This window comes from Streptococcus mitis (genome assembly GCF_946190285.1).
Classification (GTDB): Bacteria; Bacillota; Bacilli; order Lactobacillales; family Streptococcaceae; genus Streptococcus; species Streptococcus mitis_CP.
Genome location: NZ_CAMHZX010000005.1, coordinates 43,819 through 63,624, shown reverse-complemented (window position 1 = coordinate 63,624; position 19,806 = coordinate 43,819). Strand labels below are relative to the sequence as shown.

The window sequence follows — 19,806 nt, the reverse complement described above, 5'->3', positions numbered from 1 at the left end:
AAGAAATAAAATAAGGGTGTTGTTTTATGTAAACGCTATCAATATAAAATACAATCAGGAGGTTTTGCAATGAAACAAGAAAAACAACAACGTTTTTCCATTCGTAAATACGCTGTAGGAGCAGCTTCTGTTCTAATTGGATTTGCCTTCCAAGCACAGGCTGTTGCAGCCGATGGAGTTACTCCTACTACAGAAAACCAACCGACCATCCATACGGTTTCCGATTCCCCTCAACCATCCGAAAATCGGACTGAGGAAACACCTAAAGCAGAGCTTCAACCAGAAACTCCAAAAACTGTAGAAACAGAAACTCCAGCTACTGATAAGGGAGCTAGTCTTCCAAAAACAGAGGAAAAACCACAAGAGGAAGTTAGTTCAACTCCTAGTGATAAAGAAGTGGTAACTCCAACTTCTGTTGAAAAAGAAGCTGCCGATAAAAAGGCAGAAGAAGCTAGCCCTAAAAAGGAAGAGCAGAAAGAGTCTAATTCTAAAGAGTCGGATACAGACAAGACTGATAAGTCAGAAGCTGACAAGGATAAACCAGCTGAAAAAGATGCTAAAAAAGATGAAGCGAAAGCAGAGGCTGACAAACCGGCAACAGAGGCAGGAAAGGAACGTACTGCAACTGAAAATGAAAAATTAGCTAAACGAAAAATCGTTTCAATTGATGCCGGACGTAAATATTTCTCACCTGAGCAGCTCAAAGAAATTATCGACAAAGCTAAAGAATATGGTTACACAGATCTTCATCTCTTGGTAGGTAACGATGGACTCCGTTTCATGTTGGATGATATGTCTATGAAAGTGGGCGATAAAACCTACTCTAGTGATGATGTCAAACGCGCCATTGAAAATGGAACAAATGCTTATTACGATGATCCAAATGGTAACCATCTCACTGAAAGTCAGATGACAGATTTGATTAATTATGCCAAAGATAAGGGAATTGGTGTGATTCCAACTGTCAATAGTCCTGGACATATGGATGCTATTCTCCATGCTATGAAAGAACTTGGCATTGAAAATCCTAACTTTGATTATTTTGGTAAAAAATCGGAACGAACTGTTGACTTAAATAATAAACAAGCAGTCGATTTCACAAAAACTCTGATTGACAAATACGCTAACTACTTCTCTAACAAATCTGAAATTTTCAATATTGGACTAGATGAATATGCCAATGATGCGACAGATGCTAAAGGTTGGAGTGTGCTTCAAGCTGATAAATATTATCCAAATGAAGGTTACCCTGAAAAAGGATATGAAAAATTCATCTCTTACGCTAATGACCTTGCTCGTATTGTAAAATCACACGGTCTCAAACCAATGGCCTTTAACGACGGTATCTACTACAATAGCGACACAAGCTTTGGTAGTTTTGACAAAGACATCATCGTTTCTATGTGGACTGGTGGTTGGGGGGGCTACGACGTTGCTTCTTCTAAACTACTAGCTGAAAAAGGTCACCAAATCCTTAATACCAATGATGCTTGGTACTACGTTCTTGGACGAAACGCTGACGGCCAAGGTTGGTACAATCTCGATCAGGGGCTCAATGGTATTAAAAACACACCAATCACTTCTGTACCAAAAACAGAAGGAGCTGATGTGCCAATCATCGGTGGTATGGTAGCTGCTTGGGCCGATACCCCATCTGCACGTTATTCACCATCTCGCCTCTTCAAACTCATGCGTCATTTTGCAAATGCCAACGCTGAATACTTCGCAGCCAACTATCAACCTGCAGAAAAAGCACTAGAAACTATACCAAAAGACTCTAACCGCTATACTGCTGAAAGTTTTGCTGCTGTCAAAGAAGCTGAAAAAGCCATCCGTTCACTCGATAGCAACCTCAGCCGTGCTCAACAAGATACGATTGATCAAGCAATCGCAAGCCTTCAAGATGCTATTAAAAACTTGGCTTTAACTCCAGAAGCACAAAAAGAAGAGGATGCTAAACGCGAACTTGAAAAACTGAATAAGAATAAAGTCATTTCCATCGATGCAGGTCGCAAATACTTCTCTCTAGATCAACTCAAACGCATCGTAGACAAGGCGAGCGAGCTCGGCTACTCTGATGCCCACCTCCTTCTAGGAAATGATGGCCTTCGCTTCCTACTCGATGATATGACCATTACTGCAAACGGAAAAACCTATGCTAGTGATGACGTTAAAAAAGCTATTATCGAAGGAACTAAAGCTTACTACGACGATCCAAACGGTACTGCACTGACACAGGCAGAAGTGACAGAACTTGTCAAATACGCTAAGGAAAAAGGTATTGGTCTGATTCCAGCTATTAATAGCCCAGGACATATGGATGCTATGCTGGTCGCCATGGAAAAACTTGGCATCGCGAATCCTCAAGCCAACTTTGATAAGGTCTCAAAAACAACCATGGACCTTGAAAATCAAGAAGCCCTTAACTTTACCAAAGCCCTTATCGGTAAGTATATGGATTACTTTGCTGATAAATCAAAGATATTCAACTATGGTACAGATGAATATGCCAATGATGCGACCAACGCCCAAGGTTGGTACTACCTCAAATGGTATGGACTCTATAACAAGTTCGCAGACTATTCTAACAGTCTAGCTGCTATGGCCAAGGAAAGAGGGCTACAACCAATGGCCTTCAACGATGGCTTCTACTATGAAGACAAGGATGATGCTGAATTCGATAAGGATGTCTTGATTTCTTACTGGTCTAAAGGCTGGTGGGGCTACAACCTTGCTTCACCTCAATATCTAGCAAGCAAAGGCTATAAGTTCTTGAATACCAACGGTGACTGGTACTACATTCTCGGCCAAAAACCAGAAGATGGTGGTGGTTTCCTCAAAAAAGCTATTGAGAATACTGGAAAAACACCATTCAATCAACTAGCTTCTACCAAATATCCTGAAGTAGACCTTCCAACAGTTGGAAGTATGCTTTCAATCTGGGCAGATAGACCAAGCGCTGAGTACAAGGAAGAGGAAATCTTTGAACTCATGACTGCCTTTGCAGACCACAACAAAGACTACTTCCGTGCTAATTATAATGCTCTCCGCGAAGAATTAGCTAAAATTCCTACAAACTTAGACGGATACAGCGCAGAAAGCCTAGCTGCACTCAAGGCAGCAAAAGATGGACTGAACCTTAACCTCAACCGCGGCAAACAAGCTGAATTAGATGCACTAGTAGGTAAGCTCAAGGCCGCTCTTCAAGGTCTCAAACCAGCTGCAACTCATTCAGGAAGCCTAGATGAAAATGAACTAGCTGCTAACGTTGAAACCAAGCCTGAACTAGTTGTGAAGACAGAAAGTATTCCGTTTAAAGTCATTCGAAAAGAAAATCCGAATCTCCCAGCAGGCCAAGAAAAAGTTGTCAAAGCTGGAGTTCTAGGTGAACGCACTTCTTACGTATCTGTTCTTACTGAAAATGGAAAGGCTAGTGAAACCGTTCTAGATAGTCAAGTAACCAAAGAACCTGTCGATCAAATTGTAGAATTCGGAGCACCAATTACACATGTCGGCGATGAGAATGGCCTTGCTCCAATCGCAGAAGAAAAACCTAGACTAGACATTCCTAAGGAAGAGCCTAGCCGAACAGAAACTCCTTTCAAAGTAGTTGTTGAAAGCGGTCCTAAGGCTGAATCTAACTCTGCTAACGGAATCACTCATCAATTAGCAGATGGCAAAAATGGTAAACCTGGATGGAAATTAATTGAAAGCAAATGGTATTACTATGATCATGCAGATAAAGTGAAGACCGGTTGGGTTAAAGACGGAGCATGGTACTACCTAGATGAGTCTGGTGTAATGAAAACTGGTTGGCAGAAAGTAAATGGTACATGGTATTATCTTGATAACTCAGGTGCTATGCAAACTGGTTGGATCGATCAAGGTGGATCATGGTACTATCTCAACGACTCAGGTGCCATGCAAACCGGCTGGGTCAACCAAGGAGATACATGGTATTATCTTGACAATTCAGGTACAATGAAAACCGGTTGGTTCCAAGTTGGAGATAAATGGTATTATTCATACCCTTCAGGAGCCTTAGCTGTCAACACAACAATTGATGGATACGCTGTAAATGCCGACGGCGAATGGATTCAATAAGATAAAATGAAAGATTTATATCCAGAGACCTAATGGGAGCTGAGTATAAAACTCAATTTCAGAAGAAAAAGAAATAAACCGCATATTATCAAGGTATGTCAACACCTGATAATATGCGGTTTTATGATTTTAAAGAGACTGGATACCCAGCCTCTTTTTTTAATTAATCACCCAGTCCAAGACGTTCAAAGATAGCATCCACTCGTTTAGTGTAATAAACTGGGTTGAAGATTTCGTCGATTTCTTCTTGAGTGAGGCGCGATGTCACCTCTGGATCGGCTTCAAGAAGTGGTTTGAAGTCCACTTGATTGTCCCAAGAGTAGGCCGTTTTTGGTTGTACCAAATCATAGGCTTGCTCACGGGTCATGCCTTTTTCAATCAAGGTCAACATAGCTCGTTGGCTGAAAATCAAACCAAATGTCGAGTTCATGTTGCGGATCATGTTTTCTGGGAAGACTGTCAAGTTCTTGACGATATTTCCAAAACGGTTAAGCATGTAATCAATCAAAATGGTTGTATCTGGTGTGATGATACGCTCAGCTGATGAGTGAGAGATGTCACGTTCGTGCCAGAGAGCCACGTTCTCATAGGCTGTAATCATGTGGCCACGGATAACACGCGCAAGACCCGTCATGTTCTCAGAACCGATTGGGTTGCGTTTATGAGGCATTGCTGAAGATCCTTTTTGACCTTTGGCAAAGAATTCTTCTACTTCGCGTTGCTCAGATTTTTGTAGACCACGAATTTCCGTTGCCATACGCTCGATAGAAGTTGCGATACTAGCAAGAACTGCAAAGTACTCAGCGTGAAGGTCACGAGGAAGGACCTGTGTAGAGATTTCTTGGGCACGGATACCCAATTTATCGCAGACGTATTGCTCTACGAATGGTGGGATGTTGGCAAAGTTACCAACCGCACCAGAAATCTTACCAGCTTCTACACCAGCAGCCGCATGCTCGAAACGCTCGATATTGCGCTTCATTTCGCTGTACCAAGTCGCCAATTTAAGACCAAAGGTTGTAGGCTCAGCGTGCACACCGTGGGTACGCCCCATCATGATAGTGAACTTGTGCTCCTTAGCCTTATCAGCGATGATGTTGGTGAAATTTTCAAGGTCACGACGAATGATGTCGTTGGCCTGCTTGTAAAGATAACCATAGGCCGTATCCACCACGTCGGTAGACGTCAAACCATAGTGGACCCACTTACGCTCTTCGCCAAGCGTCTCAGAAACCGCACGTGTAAAGGCAACTACGTCATGGCGAGTCTCCTGCTCAATCTCCAAAATACGGTCGATGTCAAAGTCCGCTTTTTCACGAATCAAAGCTACATCTTCCTTAGGGATTTCCCCCAACTCAGCCCATGCCTCGTCAGCCAAGATTTCCACCTCAAGCCAAGCACGGTATTTATTTTCTTCACTCCAAATGTTCGCCATCTCAGGGCGAGAGTAACGTTCGATCATAATTAAGATATTAAGGGCGTTAAGCGGACACAGTCAAAATAGGAGTTTAGACGAAGAAGCGTCAGCTTCTAGGAAAAACTATCTTTTTGACCAAGCCCGTAGCCCGTATTCAGTTTTTGTGAATACGAGAACCCTTGTTCCTTTCTAATTGTTAAAGTTATTTTTTTAAAACTGCATTATTAACTTTTGTAAAAGTATGAACTTTTACATCTCATTTGATTAATCGAAAATATTCTATTCAGTCTCGATTTCAATTATTTTGTCAACTATTGAAATTCCAATGAAAGCAATCCCCCACACAGTAGTTATATATTCAAATGAAGAGGAAATTAAACGAAAAAGTGTGAAAAAAATCAACCATAGATTTTCAAAAATAAAATATTTCTTATAAGTCTTCACTCCAACATATTTGCACAATCTAAAAACAATATATGGAATTATCAATAAGATGCTCAATAATATAGCGCCTAAAGCATTCTTATAACCTGTATAATACGATGGAAGACAATCTAAAACACAATTTGTTAAGGCAAACGCAACAAACGGATAGAACCAATTAAATATACTAAATATAAAACTTTTTAACGAATTCAATATATTATTACCTTTCTGAAATTAAAAACTGCTATACCTATGAATACGAAGATAGCTTTCTTATAGTACCTCTCATATTATCTCCTATTCATTACTAACATTTAGTTTTGATGCCATGACTAGAACTCTCCCACACTATCCGGCACATCACTAAACAAAGTCACATGTCCCATCTTGCGGTTGTGCTTCGCTTCTATTTTACCATACATGTGGAGGTGGGCGCTTGGATTTTCTGTGACATATTTTTCAGCGACCTCGACATGCTGGCCTAGGACATTGAGCATAACAGCTGGGGCATGCAGTTTGATAGCTGGCAATGGTGCTCCCAGAACACCCAAAATATGGGTGTCAAACTGGGAGAAGTCGCAGGCTTCGATAGAATAGTGCCCAGAGTTGTGTGGTCGTGGAGCAATCTCATTGACAATGATATCATCAGCTGTCGCAAACATTTCCACGCAGAGAGTTCCAGACAAATTAAGCTGTTCAGCAATTCGCACTGCCATGGTTTTTGCTTTGGCTGCTAAACTTTCAGAAATGCGAGCAGGCACAATAGTTTTTGAAAGGATGTTGTTTCGGTGAATATTTTCCTGAACTGGGAAAACCGTCACGTCCTTGCCATTACCAGACACGATGACAGAAATTTCAAGGTCAAAATTGACAAATTCTTCCAAGACACAGTCAGCTGAATCTGCTAGTTCATAGGCCTCTTCCAAATCTTCTGCTGAACGAATGACCTTTTGACCATGTCCGTCATAGCCACCAGTCGCAGTCTTAAGGACATAGTTCTTGGACAGGTCAATCTCGGCCAAATCTTGGCTTGAGGTCACAACCTTGTAAGGTGCCACAGTGACTTGAGCCTTGTTTGCGAGAAAGTCCTTTTCAAAAATGCGATTTTGGGAAATGCGGAGCAGGTCTGTCCCTTGAGGAAGCTGACCTTCTTTGATAACCGCATCCAAACCGTCAGCATCTACATTCTCAAATTCATAAGTTAGGACATCGCAACGCTCAGCCAGCTGACGAAGGGCATCCACATCGTTATAAGGCGCCACAATGATTTCCGCCACACGAGAGGCTGGACAATCCGCAGCAGGATCCAACGCGATAACCTTATGACCCATGTAGATAGCTGAGATCGCCATCATCTGACCCAGCTGACCGCCACCTATAATTCCGATTGTTTTAGATGAGCTCATTTGTAGACTCCTCTGCGATTTTTCCTTGCTCTTCTGCAAAATCTGCCAATGCTGTCGCGATAGACTGATCCTCTACTGAGAGGAGACGGAGAGCGAAGAGGGCAGCGTTGGTCGCACCTGCTTCACCGATAGCCATGGTTGCGACTGGTACTCCACCTGGCATCTGAACGATAGAATAGAGTGAATCCACTCCACTAAGAGCACGAGATTTGACTGGCACACCAATGACTGGAAGGGTTGTTTTAGCAGCTACCATTCCTGGCAAGTGGGCTGCGCCTCCAGCACCTGCGATGATAACCTTAATACCGCGGCGACGGGCTTCTTCTGCATGCTTGAACATGAGGTCTGGTGTGCGGTGGGCAGATACAACCTTCTTTTCGTAAGCAACGCTGAAGCGGTCGAGGACTTCTGCTGTTTTTTGCATGGTTGCCCAGTCGGATTTGGAGCCCATGATGATGGAAATTACTGGTTTCATTTCTTCTCCTTTTTCCTCTTTTTCAACAATCACCTTAAGTTGTGAGGGACGGCAGCAGCCACCAAAGGTGTCTCATGCCTAAATTGGAAGCCCAAGGTCTTCCAATTTCCCTGAACGATTGGATTGTCATCCAATCGTTCTTTCACAACGGCGGTGATTGTTCTATATTAGCTCGCTAATGCTCGCAAGTTATGCGACCATTATCGTACTTGGCGACTTCGTCGCTTTTTCTTATATCTTTATCGAATAGCCTTGCTTCCAATATCTGTTCGGTAAAAGAAGCCTTCTGTTTTTTGTTGGGAGAGTTCTTGGTAGATGGTGTCTTGGGCTTTTTTGACGGTGGCTGCTGTGGTAACCAGCATATAGACACGTCCGCCGTTTGATAGCAGTGCTCTGCTATTTTCCGCAAACTTAGCCCCTGCATAATAGGTGATAATATCGCCTTCTGTCTTGGCTGGCAATTCAACACCCTTTTCATATTCTAGCGGGTAACCGTTTGATGCGATAACCACACCCAGAGTCACCCCCTTGTCCATCCAGGTGATAGTTGGCTCCTTCCCATCTAGGATATCCGTGATATTTTGTGCAAAATCGGAGGTCAGACGAGGCAGAATAATCTGTGTTTCAGGATCTCCGAAACGAGCGTTGAACTCAATGACTTTCGGTCCATCTGCTGTTAAGATAAGCCCCGCGTAAAGAACACCAAGATACGGACGACCTTCTTTGATCATCCCTTCAAGAACTGGCTTGACAATAGTCTCGACCGCTGTGTCAACCACGCTCTGTGGCAAGTGAGGAACTGGCGCATAGGCACCCATGCCACCTGTGTTAGGGCCCTTGTCGCCATCGTAGGCACGTTTGTGATCCTGAGCCGTTGGCATGATGTAGAACTTGTCACCATTGACAAAGGCAAAGAGTGAAAATTCCTCTCCTTCAAGGAATTCCTCGATAACCACACGCGCACCTGAGTCACCAAATTTATTGTCCAAAAGCATCTCGTGAGCTGCTTCGACTGCTTGCTCGACTGTCTCAGCAACGACAACACCTTTCCCAAGCGCCAAACCATCCGCCTTGACGACGATTGGAGCGCCTTTCTCCTCGATATAAACCTTAGCTGCCTCGAAATCTGAGAATGTGCCATAGGCTGCTGTCGGAACGCCGTATTTAACCATGATTTCCTTGGCAAAATCCTTGGACCACTCCAGCTCAGCTGCCAATCTTGTCGGACCAAAGGCTTTGAGACCAGCTGCATGGAAATCATCCACGATACCAGCTGCAAGGGCGTCATCTGGACCGATAAAGGTCCAAGCAATATCGTTGGTTTTTGCAAACTCAATCAATTCAGAATGTTCGGAAATAGAGATATCTACCAATTCCAAACCATCCAGAGTCATCCCATCATTCCCAGGAGCAACAAAAACCTTTTCTACCTCTTTTGACTCAAGCAATTTCTTAGCAATCGCATGTTCACGACCACCCGAACCGACAACTAACAGCTTCATTTCTCAACCTCTTTTGCGAATTATTTACTAATATTATACCACAAACGTTCGTTTTAATCTTATTTCACTCCGCGTTTTTACACAAAAAAAGGAAAGAAACTGTTTTCTCTCCTTTACGTTCTTAATGTCTAAAATGTCTCACGCCTGTGAAGACCATGGTCAAGCCATATTTATCAGCAGCTTCGATAGATTCTTGGTCACGAACTGAGCCACCGGGCTGAATGATGGCCTTGATACCTGCTTTGGCGATTTCTTCCACGTTATCCGCAAATGGGAAGAAGGCATCTGAAGCAAGGACCGCACCGTCAAGACGGTCTTTAGCTTGGTCAATGGCAATACGGACTGAAGCCACACGGTTGGTTTGACCTGGGCCAACTCCAAGTGTCATGTGGTCGTTGGTCACGATAATTCCGTTTGATTTGACGTATTTAATAGCTTTCCAAGCGAATTCAAGTGCTGTCGCTTCTGTCTCAGTTGGTTGACGTTTAGTCACCACTTGCCAGTCAGCCGGACTTTCCTTGATCACGTCTTGGTTTTGCACCAGAAGTCCACCAACCACACCTGTGTATTCTGCTTCCACTTCACTAGCATCTTGTTCGTCAAATGGCAAGGCAAGGATACGCAAGTTTTTCTTTTTATTAGTCAAAATAGCTAGCGCTTCATCCGTATAACTTGGTGCGATGATGATTTCAAGGAAAACACCGTGCATCTTCTCAGCTGTCGCAGCATCCACCTCACGGTTAAGAACAACGATACCACCAAAGATAGACACTGGGTCAGACTCATAAGCGTAGTTCCAAGCAGTCTCGATGTCATCAGCCTGACCGATTCCACATGGGTTCATGTGTTTGAGAGCCACAACGGTTGGACGGTCTTTGAAATCACGGATGATACGGATAGCAGCATCAGCGTCACGAATATTGTTAAAGGACAATTCCTTACCGTTAAGTTGTTTGGCTGAAGCTATTGAGTAGTCAGTAGGCAAAGCTTTTTGGTAGAAGTCTGCATCTTGTTGAGGGTTCTCACCGTAACGCATAGCTTGTTTAAGATCATAAGTCAAGGTCAGTTTTTCTGGCTTACTTTCACCCACTTGAGCTGTGAAGTATTCTGCAATCAAGGCATCGTAAGCTGCTGTGTGACGGAAAACCTTAGCCGCCAAACGTTGACGCGTTTCGTAAGTCGTTTCACCATTGGCTGACAACTCGTCCAAAACCACTGTATAGTCAGCAGGGTCTACCACAACCGCCACGCTGGCATGATTCTTCGCTGCTGAACGAAGCATAGATGGCCCGCCGATATCGATATTCTCCACCGCATCAGCATAAGTCACATCTGGTTTGAGAATCGTTTCTTTAAAGGGATAGAGATTGACCACTACAAGGTCAATGAGCTCGATTTGATTGTCTTTGGCCGCTTCCAGGTGACTATCCAAATCACGACGAGCGAGGAGCCCACCGTGGATATTTGGATGAAGGGTCTTGACACGACCGTCCATCATTTCTGGAAAACCGGTCACATCATCTATAGCAATGGTGTCTACCCCAGCATTATCAAGGGCAACCTTAGTTCCACCTGTCGAGATAATCTCCCAACCAAGTTTTTTAAGTTCTTGGGCAAATTCAACAATACCCGCTTTGTCTGAGACGCTGATTAAGGCGCGTTTAGTCATTATATTCTCCTTTTTAATCATTAGTTAAACACCAATTAAATGCAGTAACAGTAAAACAAGATAAGCAAAACCAAGGCTAAGCATGCCTAAGATATTGACCCATTTTCTAGTCTGTGATTTGAACACTCTTATAAAAATTTGATAAATCAGTAATCCTACACAAACACCTAGCGTATTTAAAGCCAAATCCGTTATATCTGTTATACCTATTGCTAAAATATACTGTAAGCACTCAAACAATAAACTAATCAAGAAACCTGTCCCGATTATTTTTAAACTAGATAAATTAGTTTTTATCAGAGGGAAACAAACACCTAATGGAATAAAGGAAATCAGATTAAATAACATTTCAGCAAAAACAATTTTCCCGTCTACTATTAGTGGTTCTGAAAATGGAATCCAATTGATGTACCTTGGAGCTAAGAAAAATGCTATAAATTCAGGATTGGTCTCAAACTTAAATAAGATTCCCCAAGTTAATAACATCAGATAGACATAAAATACATATCGAGTTGTTTTTTTAGATTCTAACATTACAAATACCTCCGTTTGAAGCCGTCTTCAACAATCACTGACTCCAATTTTGAATCAAAGATATCATATGAATCATCAATGGCAATGGTGCTCACCCCAGCATTATCAAGGGCAACCTTGGTTCCACCTGTTGAGATAATGTCCCAACCGAGTTTTTTTAAGTTCTTGGGCAAATTCAACAATGCCCGCTTTGTCTGAGACGCTGATTAAGGCGCGTTTAGTCATGTTTTTCCCTTTCATTTTTAAACTCTTTACCTACGCATTTTTCGATTCATAAAATATAGGGAGACAATTACCAAGACTCCCAAAATTACTGTCAGTAAAAATCTCCCCCAATAGGGAATCTCTGGGAAGAAAAAATTTACTAGTAAACGTAGAATGATTACCAAGGTAATCAAGGCAAGTGTTTCCAACCATTTTTTCATTTACTTGTCCAACAATTCTCTAATAACCTCTGGATACAACTTGTACTCTGCTTCATGAATACGTTCTTCAAAGCTGGCTATGGTATCATCAGCTAACCGTGGCACACGGACTTGTTTGATGATCTTTCCTGTATCCACACCTGAGTCCACCCAGTGAATGGTCACACCACTTTCAGAGACACCAGCATTCCAAGCATCTTCAATCCCATGAGCTCCTGGAAATTCTGGCAAGTAGGCTGGATGAATGTTGATAATCCTGCCTTCATAAGCTGCCAGTAAAGTAGGCCCAACAATTTTCATGTAGCCTGCTAGACAAACCAAGTCAATCTGGTGCTCTTCCAAGAGTTCGACAATAGCTGCTTCGTAGTCTGCCTTGCTCTCAAACACCTTGAGTTCAAAAGCATAGGACAGAACGCCGAGCTTGTCTGCACGTTCGAGCACATAGGCGTCACGATGGTCTGAAAAGACAAACTCCACTGGAAATTGTTCGGCAATCACCTGAAAATTTGAGCCATTACCAGAGGCAAAAACCGCTATTTTTTTCATTTGATGATGACACTTTCGTTTTCTTTCTTGACGATGCGACCAATTTCATAGACTGGTTCATCCAACAATTCCTTGACACGACTTACATTTTCAGGGCTAACTGCTAGCATAAGTCCCACACCCATATTGAAGATTTCAAACATTTCTTCGTGTTTGATCTGACCGTATTTTTCAAGGGCTTTGAAAATCGGTAAAACTGGAACCTTGTCTTCTTCAATCTCAGCAGCCAAGTCAGCTGCAAACATACGAGGGACATTTTCGATAAAGCCACCACCAGTGATGTGGGCAATGCCGTTGACCAACTCTTCCTTGATAAGTGGTAAAACAGCCTTGACATAGATACGAGTTGGCTCAAGAAGAACGTCCTTGAGTTGCTTGCCTTCCAATTCTGGTAGGACTTCCTCACCTGTGTAATCCGCAAAGACACGACGGACGAGAGAGTAACCATTAGAATGAATCCCACTTGAAGCAAGTCCGAGAAGAACATCTCCTTCTGCCACCTTTGAACCGTCAATGATTTGAGATTTTTCAGCCACACCGACCGCAAAACCAGCCAAGTCATAGTCATCTTCGCCGTACATGCCAGGCATTTCAGCCGTTTCCCCACCGATGAGGGCAGCGCCTGCCTGCACACAACCTTCTGCCACACCAGCAACGACTTGCTCTAGCTTAGCTGGTTCATTCTTCCCTGTCGCCACATAGTCGAGGAAATAGAGGGGCTCCGCACCTGCAGCGATGATATCATTGACACACATGGCCACACAGTCCTGACCGATGGTATCGTGCTTGTCGTACTTGATGGCCAGCATGAGCTTGGTTCCGACACCGTCAGTCCCTGAAATCAAGACGGGTTCTTTAACCCCAGCCTTTGAAAGGTCAAACATACCACCAAAGCCACCAAGAGCTCCCAAGACACCTGCACGCTCCGTACGAGCTACGTGCTTTTTAATCCGTTCAACAACTTCATAACCCGCTTCAACATCTACACCCGACTGGGCATAAGCATTTTTTGTCATTTATTTATTCCTTTTCTTTGAGAAGATTGCGACGTATTTTTAGATAAACAATTATTTTATCTAAAAATACTAGTCAGGGCTCTAGCTTTGATCCTATAGGACAAAGCGTCTACTGACAAATGCTTTAGCTTTTAGTCAGTAGTGAGACGTGAAGCATAAGCATTTTTATTTGTCATTTTTATATTCCTTTTCTTTAATGGAGGATCTATTGTCTATTTATAAAAACTGGTCTTTTCTTCCAAACTTCTACGATAGTCTTCTTCATAGTCGTAGAGAGGCGTTGGGTAATCACCATCAAAATAAGCGACACAGAGACCACCATTTGGCGCATCCGTTTCAATACCAATTGAATCAATCAACCCCTCAATAGAAAGATAGGTCAGACTGTCCGCACCAATGATTTGGCGAGTTTCTTCGACCGTATGATTAGCCGCAATCAGCTCCTGACGTGTCTGGATATCAATCCCGTAGAAACATGGATAAGCTAGCGCTGGACTACCAATAGCAACGTGAACCTCAGTTGCACCCGCTTCTTTCAAGAGCTGAACGATACGACGAGAGGTTGTTCCACGTACAATAGAGTCATCAATCATAACCACACGCTTGCCTTTGACAACACCAGAAACTGCAGACAATTTCATCCGCACCCCTTGCTCCCGCAATTCTTGAGTCGGTTGAATAAAGGTCCGTTGCGTGTATTGGTTCTTGATAAGGCCCATTTCATTTGGTAGCCCGGACTCTTCCGCAAATCCCATAGCCGCGCTGAGGGAAGAATTGGGCACACCGACCACGATATCCGCCTCATGCTTGAATTCACGCGCCAATTGAGCCCCCATACGTTTGCGAGCCGTATGGACATTGACACCGTGGATATTAGAATCAGGGCGGGCAAAATAGATATACTCCATAGAACAGATTGCTAACTGAGTATCATCTGTATAGCTATCATACTGGATGCCCTTGTCATCAATGATCACAATCTCACCTGGCTTCAAATCACGAATCCACTCTGCACCAATGACTTCAAAAGCACAAGTTTCAGAGGAAACCACCACCGCTCCGTTGGCCATTTTCCCGATAGAAAGTGGACGGAAACCATTAGGGTCAAGAGCCGCAATCAACTTGTCCTCAAACAGCAAGATATAGGCAAAACCACCTTTGACAAGGCTGAGCGCTTCCTTGATTTTGCCCATCAAGTTCGGATTGTGACTGCGACGAATGAGGTGAGCCAAGATTTCTGAGTCCGAAGTCGCGCTGAAAATCGCTCCTCTATCTTCCAATTCTTTCTTGAGAGAGGCTGCATTGGTCAGATTTCCATTATGAGCCAAACCAAACTGCATATCGTGAAAACGGAAGAGGAAGGGCTGGATGTTATCTACAGAAGCTTCGCCAGCAGTCGCATAACGCACATGCCCAATCGCACCAGTTCCCGTCAATTTATCCAAATTAGCTGGATTTCTGAAGACTTCTGATAGAAGACCCATATCGCGATGCCGCTTTAGTTTCCCTTGGTCATTGGAGAGGATTCCTGCCCCCTCCTGACCACGGTGCTGAAGACTATGGAGACCAAAATAGGTCAATTTAGCAGCATCTGGATGTCCCCAGATACCGAAAACACCACATTCTTCATTAAGAGATTTTACTTCGTATGTCATTTTATATACCTAATTTTTATTTGTGTAGCACCAAGAGCTGAATCTACATGACTTTTACATTACTGATACTATCTATTAGAACATCTGCAAGTCTTATTTTCCAGTAAAGTATTTAACCGCTGACGCGAACAGGTGCTGGTCTTTATTTCCTGGGATGTTTTGGAAAAGACCGTCTTCATAACGTTCTGAGTGTCCCATCTTACCGATGATTTGGCCGTTCTTGCTGGTAATTCCTTCGATGGCATGGACAGAACCATTCGGATTGTACTTAGAATCCATACTTGGTTTTCCATCAAAGTCAACATATTGGCTGAAAATTTGTCCATTGTCACGGAGTTCAGCGAATTCCTCAGCCGTCACGACAAACTTCCCTTCCCCGTGCGAAACAGGAATGGCGTGGATATCTCCCACTTGCACTCCAGCTAACCATGGCGAGTTGGTATTGGCAATCCGAGTTTCCACCATCTTGGCCACGTGCTGGTTGGCATCATTGTAGAAGAGGGTTGGACTAGTACTGCTGGCATCTTCGAAGTTCCCGTATGGAAGAAGACCTGATTTGACCAAAGCCTGGAATCCATTACAGATACCGATAATCAAGCCACCACGAGCGATAAAGCTATCAATAGCCACACGGACTTTTTCATTGAGCAGAATATTGACAATGAACTTGGCTGAACCATCTGGCTCGTCCGCAGCTGAGAAACCACCTGCAAAGAAGAGAATGTTAGCCTTGCCGATGTTGTCAACCATGGTTTCAACAGACTTGACAATAGCTTCTTCATTCAAGGTCACGAATGGCACCAAGTTGACCTCTGCACCTTCTTTCTCAAATGCCTTGGCTGAGTCATATTCTGAGTTGGTGCCTGGGAAGACTGGGATATAAACCACCGGTTTTTCAACCTTTTCTTTGGCTTTAATCACAACATCTGATGCCACAGCTGGTACTTCAGCTAGTTCTTTGGCTTGGGCAAATTCTGTTGGGTAGACTTCTTCCAGTTTTCCTTGGAAGGCATTGTCAAGTTTGTGTCCATCTAGCTTCACACCGTTGACAAGGAGTGTAAAGTCTGCACTTGTTTGACCGATTTTCTCTACTCTAGCAATTTCTTCAGGCGATGTGAAGACAAATCCGCCCAATTGTGCTGTCAAAGAACTTTCAAGTTCAGGCAAGGTTACCTCTGCACCAATATGATTTCCAAAGGTAGCAAGAGCCAAACTTTCAACCACACCACCATATTTGACAGCTGATGCAGATGTCACTTTGTGACCAGCTTGGATGTCTTCAAACTGAGCAAAGTTAGACTTAATCAAGTCAAAATCAATCTCTGCTGAGAGGGCCTGTCCTGGGATGTAGTAGATATTTTCCCCAACAGCTTTAAATTCTGGAGAGAGCACATTACGGCTATCCGCTGTCGTTACCCCAAAAGCGACCAAGGTTGGCGGTACTGTCAATTCTTCAAAAGTACCAGACATGGAGTCCTTACCACCGATAGATGGCAAACCAAGCTGAATTTGTGCCTCGATAGAGCCTAGAAGAGCTGCTACTGGCTGACCAAAACGCTCAGCTTGTTTGTCCATGCGCTCGAAGTACTCTTGGTAAGAGAAGCGAGCCTTAGACCAGTTGGCACCAGCAGCAACCAAACGAGCAGTTGCTTCGATCACCGCATAGGCAGCACCGTGGTATGGAGACCATTCTGCCACATAAGGGTTGAATCCTTGAGCCATGACTGACGCAGTATGAGTCACACTGTGTTGAACTGGTAATTTCTGCACAGATGCCTCAGTTGGTGTGAGTTGGTAACGACCACCAAGTGGGTGATTAACCGTTGAACGACCAACAGAGCAGTCAAAGATGGTTTGCAAGCCTTTTTGACTAGCGTGGTTCAAGTCAGATAGAACCTCAAGAGTATCTGCTTCAAGTGTGTTAGTGCTTGTTGTGCGTTCTTCTGGGAGTTTGACATCCTTGTCCACAACCTTAGCATCGACGACCACACGCACACCATTGGTGTCAAGGAAACGACGCTCCAAATCCACGATTGTCTCACCATTCCAGTGCATAACCAGATTTGGTTTTTCCGTCACTGTCGCAACCACAACAGCGTCAATATTCTCTTTGTTACATTCTACAACAAAGGCATCTACGTCCTCAGGACGAACCACGACTGCCATCCGTTCTTGTGATTCAGAGATGGCAATTTCTGTACCATTCAAGCCTTGGTATTTAAGAGGCACTTTATTAAGGTCGATTTCAAGACCATCTGCCAATTCACCGATAGCCACACAGACACCACCAGCGCCAAAGTCATTTGATTTCTTAATAAGACGTGTCACGTCCCTATTACGGAAAAGACGTTGAATCTTACGTTCTTCGATGGCATTCCCTTTTTGAACCTCAGCTCCAGCAGTCTCTATAGACTCAACTGTTTGAACCTTAGAAGACCCTGTCGCACCACCGACACCATCACGTCCAGTCTTCCCACCGAGGAGAATAATCACATCGCCCGCTTCAGGTTTTTCACGGACAACGTTTCCCTTAGGAGCAGCACCGACAACGGCACCAAGCTCCATGCGTTTAGCTACAAAGCCTGGGTGGAAATATTCACGAACGTAAGTCGTTGCAAGACCAATTTGATTTCCATATGAAGAATAACCATGAGCCGCTGTTTTAGAAATGACTTGTTGTGGCAATTTCCCAGCGCGAGTTTCCGAAATTGGTGCTGTAATATCACCCGCACCAGAGATACGCATGGCTTGGTAAACGTAGGAACGGCCTGACAACGGGTCACGAATGGCTCCACCGATACAAGTAGCCGCTCCACCAAATGGCTCAATTTCCGTTGGGTGGTTGTGGGTTTCGTTTTTAAACATGAGGAGCCAAGGTTCCTTGACACCATCAACATCCACTTCGATTTCTACTGAGCAAGCATTGATTTCATCTGACACTTCCATATCATCCAAACGTCCATTAGCACGCTCATAACGACCGAAAATAGTCGCCATATCCATCAAGGTTTGCGGTTTTTCAGAACGCCCCAACTCATCGCGCATAGCGATATATTTGTCATAGGTTGACTGCAATTGCTTTTGAAATTTAGAAGCTGAAAAGTCGATGTGTTTCAACTCTGTCTCAAAAGTCGTGTGACGGCAGTGGTCAGACCAGTAAGTGTCCAAAACCTTAAGTTCTGTTTCCGTCGGCACGCGCCCTATTGACTTGAAATAGTCTTGGATAAAGAGCAAATCATCCACTTCCATAGCCATCCCTTGCTCAGCCTTGTAGCGGGCAAAGTCTTCTGCCCTATAGCTTTCAAAGAAAGTCAATTTGGGAATGGTCTTGTCTGACTCTGAAAATTCCTGCTTGGCAATCCCAGTCTTGATGTCCTTGAAACGAGAATCAACTGGATTGAGCAAGTAGTTCTTGACCGCTTCTAACTCAGTCGCATCAATGTCTTTATTAACCAAGTACAGTTGGGCTGTGTTGACTGTCACGTCACTCGAACTTCCCAGCAAAAGCAAGGCTTCCTGTGAAGAAGCTGCACGCTGGTCAAATTGCCCAGGTAGACTTTCAATGGCAAAGAAAGCATAGTTAGCAAGATCTGCCTGCACAGTCGCTTCGTCCAAGACATGGTCTGTCACTTGCTCAGAGAAGATGTGTTTCTCTGCAGACGCAAACAGGTCCTCTGCCAAGTCAAATACATCATACACTTGCACGATGCGAATACTTTTCAAGCTTAACAGTCCCAAGTTGTGCTGGAGTTCTCTAACCAAACTCTCTGACTTGACCTGAAAATCAGCCTTTTTTTCAACAAAAATACGTTTATCCATCAATCCTTATTCCTTTATTTCAGCTCTTGCAATATCCCCAACGACCTTGAGGTTGTTATTTCAATTCCTGCAACTTTTCCCAAACAATCTCGTAAACGTCTGTTAGCTCTCCCAATCCTCTACGGAAAACATCCTTATCCATGTGGTTGCCATCCGCATCCCACAAACGGCAGTTATCTGGTGAAAATTCATCTGCTAAGATAATCTTGCCATCCTTGTCAAAACCGAACTCTAGCTTAAAGTCAATCAACTTAAGCCCAATCTCAGCAAACCAAGTTTTCAAAAGTTCATTGATTCGACGAGTTTCTTCCTTCAAGTAGGAAATCTGCTGGTCATCCGCAATCTGTAGGAATTTCACATGCTCATCATTGATGAATGGATCATCCAAATCATCATTTTTATAGTAAAATTCGACAATCGGAATCTCCAAGGCGATTCCCTCATCCACACCAAAACGTTTTGAAAAGGAACCAGCCGTGTAGTTGCGAAGCACGACTTCCAAAGGAATGATTTCCACCTTTTTATTGAGTTGTTCCGTATCTGAAAGTTTCTCCACAAAGTGAGTCGCCACACCAGCCGCATTTAATTTCTCAAAAATAAAAGATGAAATCTGATTATTCAACACTCCCTTACCTGCAATCTGCTCCTTCTTGACACCATTGAAAGCAGTCGCCTGGTCCTTGTAAGTTGAAATAATAAGATTTTCATCCTCAGTTGTATAGATATCTTTAGCTTTTCCCGAATAGATCAATTGTTTTGACATTTTAAAGTTCGCCTTTCGTATTACTTGAGCACATTCTACCATAAAAAAC

General features: G+C 43.5%; 13 protein-coding genes and 1 pseudogene. 1 reads left to right on the top strand and 13 read right to left on the bottom strand.

Translation table 11 applies throughout. The annotated features are described in order from the left end of the window. Positions 1-69 precede the first annotated feature (69 nt). Positions 70-4,104: a family 20 glycosylhydrolase gene (locus N8L39_RS07270; protein WP_261010548.1), complete on the top strand. Its 4,035-nt coding sequence runs from the start codon at positions 70-72 to the stop codon at positions 4,102-4,104. Positions 4,105-4,267: 163 nt separating this feature from the next. On the opposite strand, the gene purB is transcribed toward N8L39_RS07270, so the two are convergent. From purB to purC, 13 genes and pseudogenes are all read right to left on the bottom strand, one after another. Continuing rightward, positions 4,268-5,566: an adenylosuccinate lyase gene (gene purB / locus N8L39_RS07265; protein WP_261010547.1), complete on the bottom strand. Its 1,299-nt coding sequence runs from the start codon at positions 5,564-5,566 to the stop codon at positions 4,268-4,270. Between the two features lie 713 nt (positions 5,567-6,279). After that, positions 6,280-7,353: a 5-(carboxyamino)imidazole ribonucleotide synthase gene (gene purK / locus N8L39_RS07260; protein ID WP_261010546.1), complete on the bottom strand. Its 1,074-nt coding sequence runs from the start codon at positions 7,351-7,353 to the stop codon at positions 6,280-6,282. Continuing rightward, the gene (gene purE / locus N8L39_RS07255; RefSeq protein WP_261010545.1) at positions 7,340-7,828 is read right to left on the bottom strand and encodes a 5-(carboxyamino)imidazole ribonucleotide mutase; all 489 of its coding nucleotides are present in this window, start codon (positions 7,826-7,828) and stop codon (positions 7,340-7,342) included. The genes purK and purE overlap by 14 nt, the downstream gene beginning before the upstream one ends. 29 nt (positions 7,829-7,857) lie before the next feature. Further along, on the bottom strand, positions 7,858-7,974 hold the full coding sequence (locus tag N8L39_RS07250) for a phosphoribosylaminoimidazole carboxylase (RefSeq protein ID WP_083804103.1): 117 nt from the start codon (positions 7,972-7,974) through the stop codon (positions 7,858-7,860). A gap of 93 nt (positions 7,975-8,067) precedes the next feature. Further along, positions 8,068-9,330, bottom strand: a complete 1,263-nt coding sequence (gene purD / locus N8L39_RS07245; RefSeq protein ID WP_261010544.1) for a phosphoribosylamine--glycine ligase — start codon at positions 9,328-9,330, stop codon at positions 8,068-8,070. A gap of 121 nt (positions 9,331-9,451) precedes the next feature. Beyond that, complete coding sequence (gene purH / locus N8L39_RS07240; RefSeq protein WP_261010543.1) at positions 9,452-10,999, bottom strand: bifunctional phosphoribosylaminoimidazolecarboxamide formyltransferase/IMP cyclohydrolase; 1,548 nt, start codon at positions 10,997-10,999, stop codon at positions 9,452-9,454. A gap of 24 nt (positions 11,000-11,023) precedes the next feature. Next, entirely contained in the window at positions 11,024-11,533 is a 510-nt protein-coding gene (locus N8L39_RS07235; protein ID WP_261010542.1) for a VanZ family protein, read from the bottom strand. A 71-nt stretch (positions 11,534-11,604) separates the two neighbouring features. Then, a pseudogene (locus tag N8L39_RS07230) lies at positions 11,605-11,758 on the bottom strand (bifunctional phosphoribosylaminoimidazolecarboxamide formyltransferase/IMP cyclohydrolase); the annotation flags it as partial. 200 nt (positions 11,759-11,958) lie between these two features. Next, positions 11,959-12,504, bottom strand: a complete 546-nt coding sequence (gene purN, locus N8L39_RS07225) for a phosphoribosylglycinamide formyltransferase (protein ID WP_261010541.1) — start codon at positions 12,502-12,504, stop codon at positions 11,959-11,961. Next, positions 12,501-13,520, bottom strand: a complete 1,020-nt coding sequence (gene purM / locus N8L39_RS07220; protein ID WP_261010540.1) for a phosphoribosylformylglycinamidine cyclo-ligase — start codon at positions 13,518-13,520, stop codon at positions 12,501-12,503. Before purM ends, purN begins: the two co-directional genes overlap by 4 nt. A gap of 212 nt (positions 13,521-13,732) precedes the next feature. Then, positions 13,733-15,175 carry an amidophosphoribosyltransferase gene (purF, locus tag N8L39_RS07215; RefSeq protein ID WP_261010539.1) on the bottom strand — a complete coding sequence of 481 codons (1,443 nt, stop codon included), beginning with the start codon at positions 15,173-15,175 and terminating at the stop codon, positions 13,733-13,735. Positions 15,176-15,268: 93 nt separating this feature from the next. Continuing rightward, positions 15,269-18,994, bottom strand: a complete 3,726-nt coding sequence (locus tag N8L39_RS07210; RefSeq protein WP_261010538.1) for a phosphoribosylformylglycinamidine synthase — start codon at positions 18,992-18,994, stop codon at positions 15,269-15,271. Between the two features lie 55 nt (positions 18,995-19,049). Beyond that, positions 19,050-19,757: a phosphoribosylaminoimidazolesuccinocarboxamide synthase gene (gene purC, locus N8L39_RS07205; protein ID WP_261010537.1), complete on the bottom strand. Its 708-nt coding sequence runs from the start codon at positions 19,755-19,757 to the stop codon at positions 19,050-19,052. Positions 19,758-19,806 lie beyond the last annotated feature (49 nt).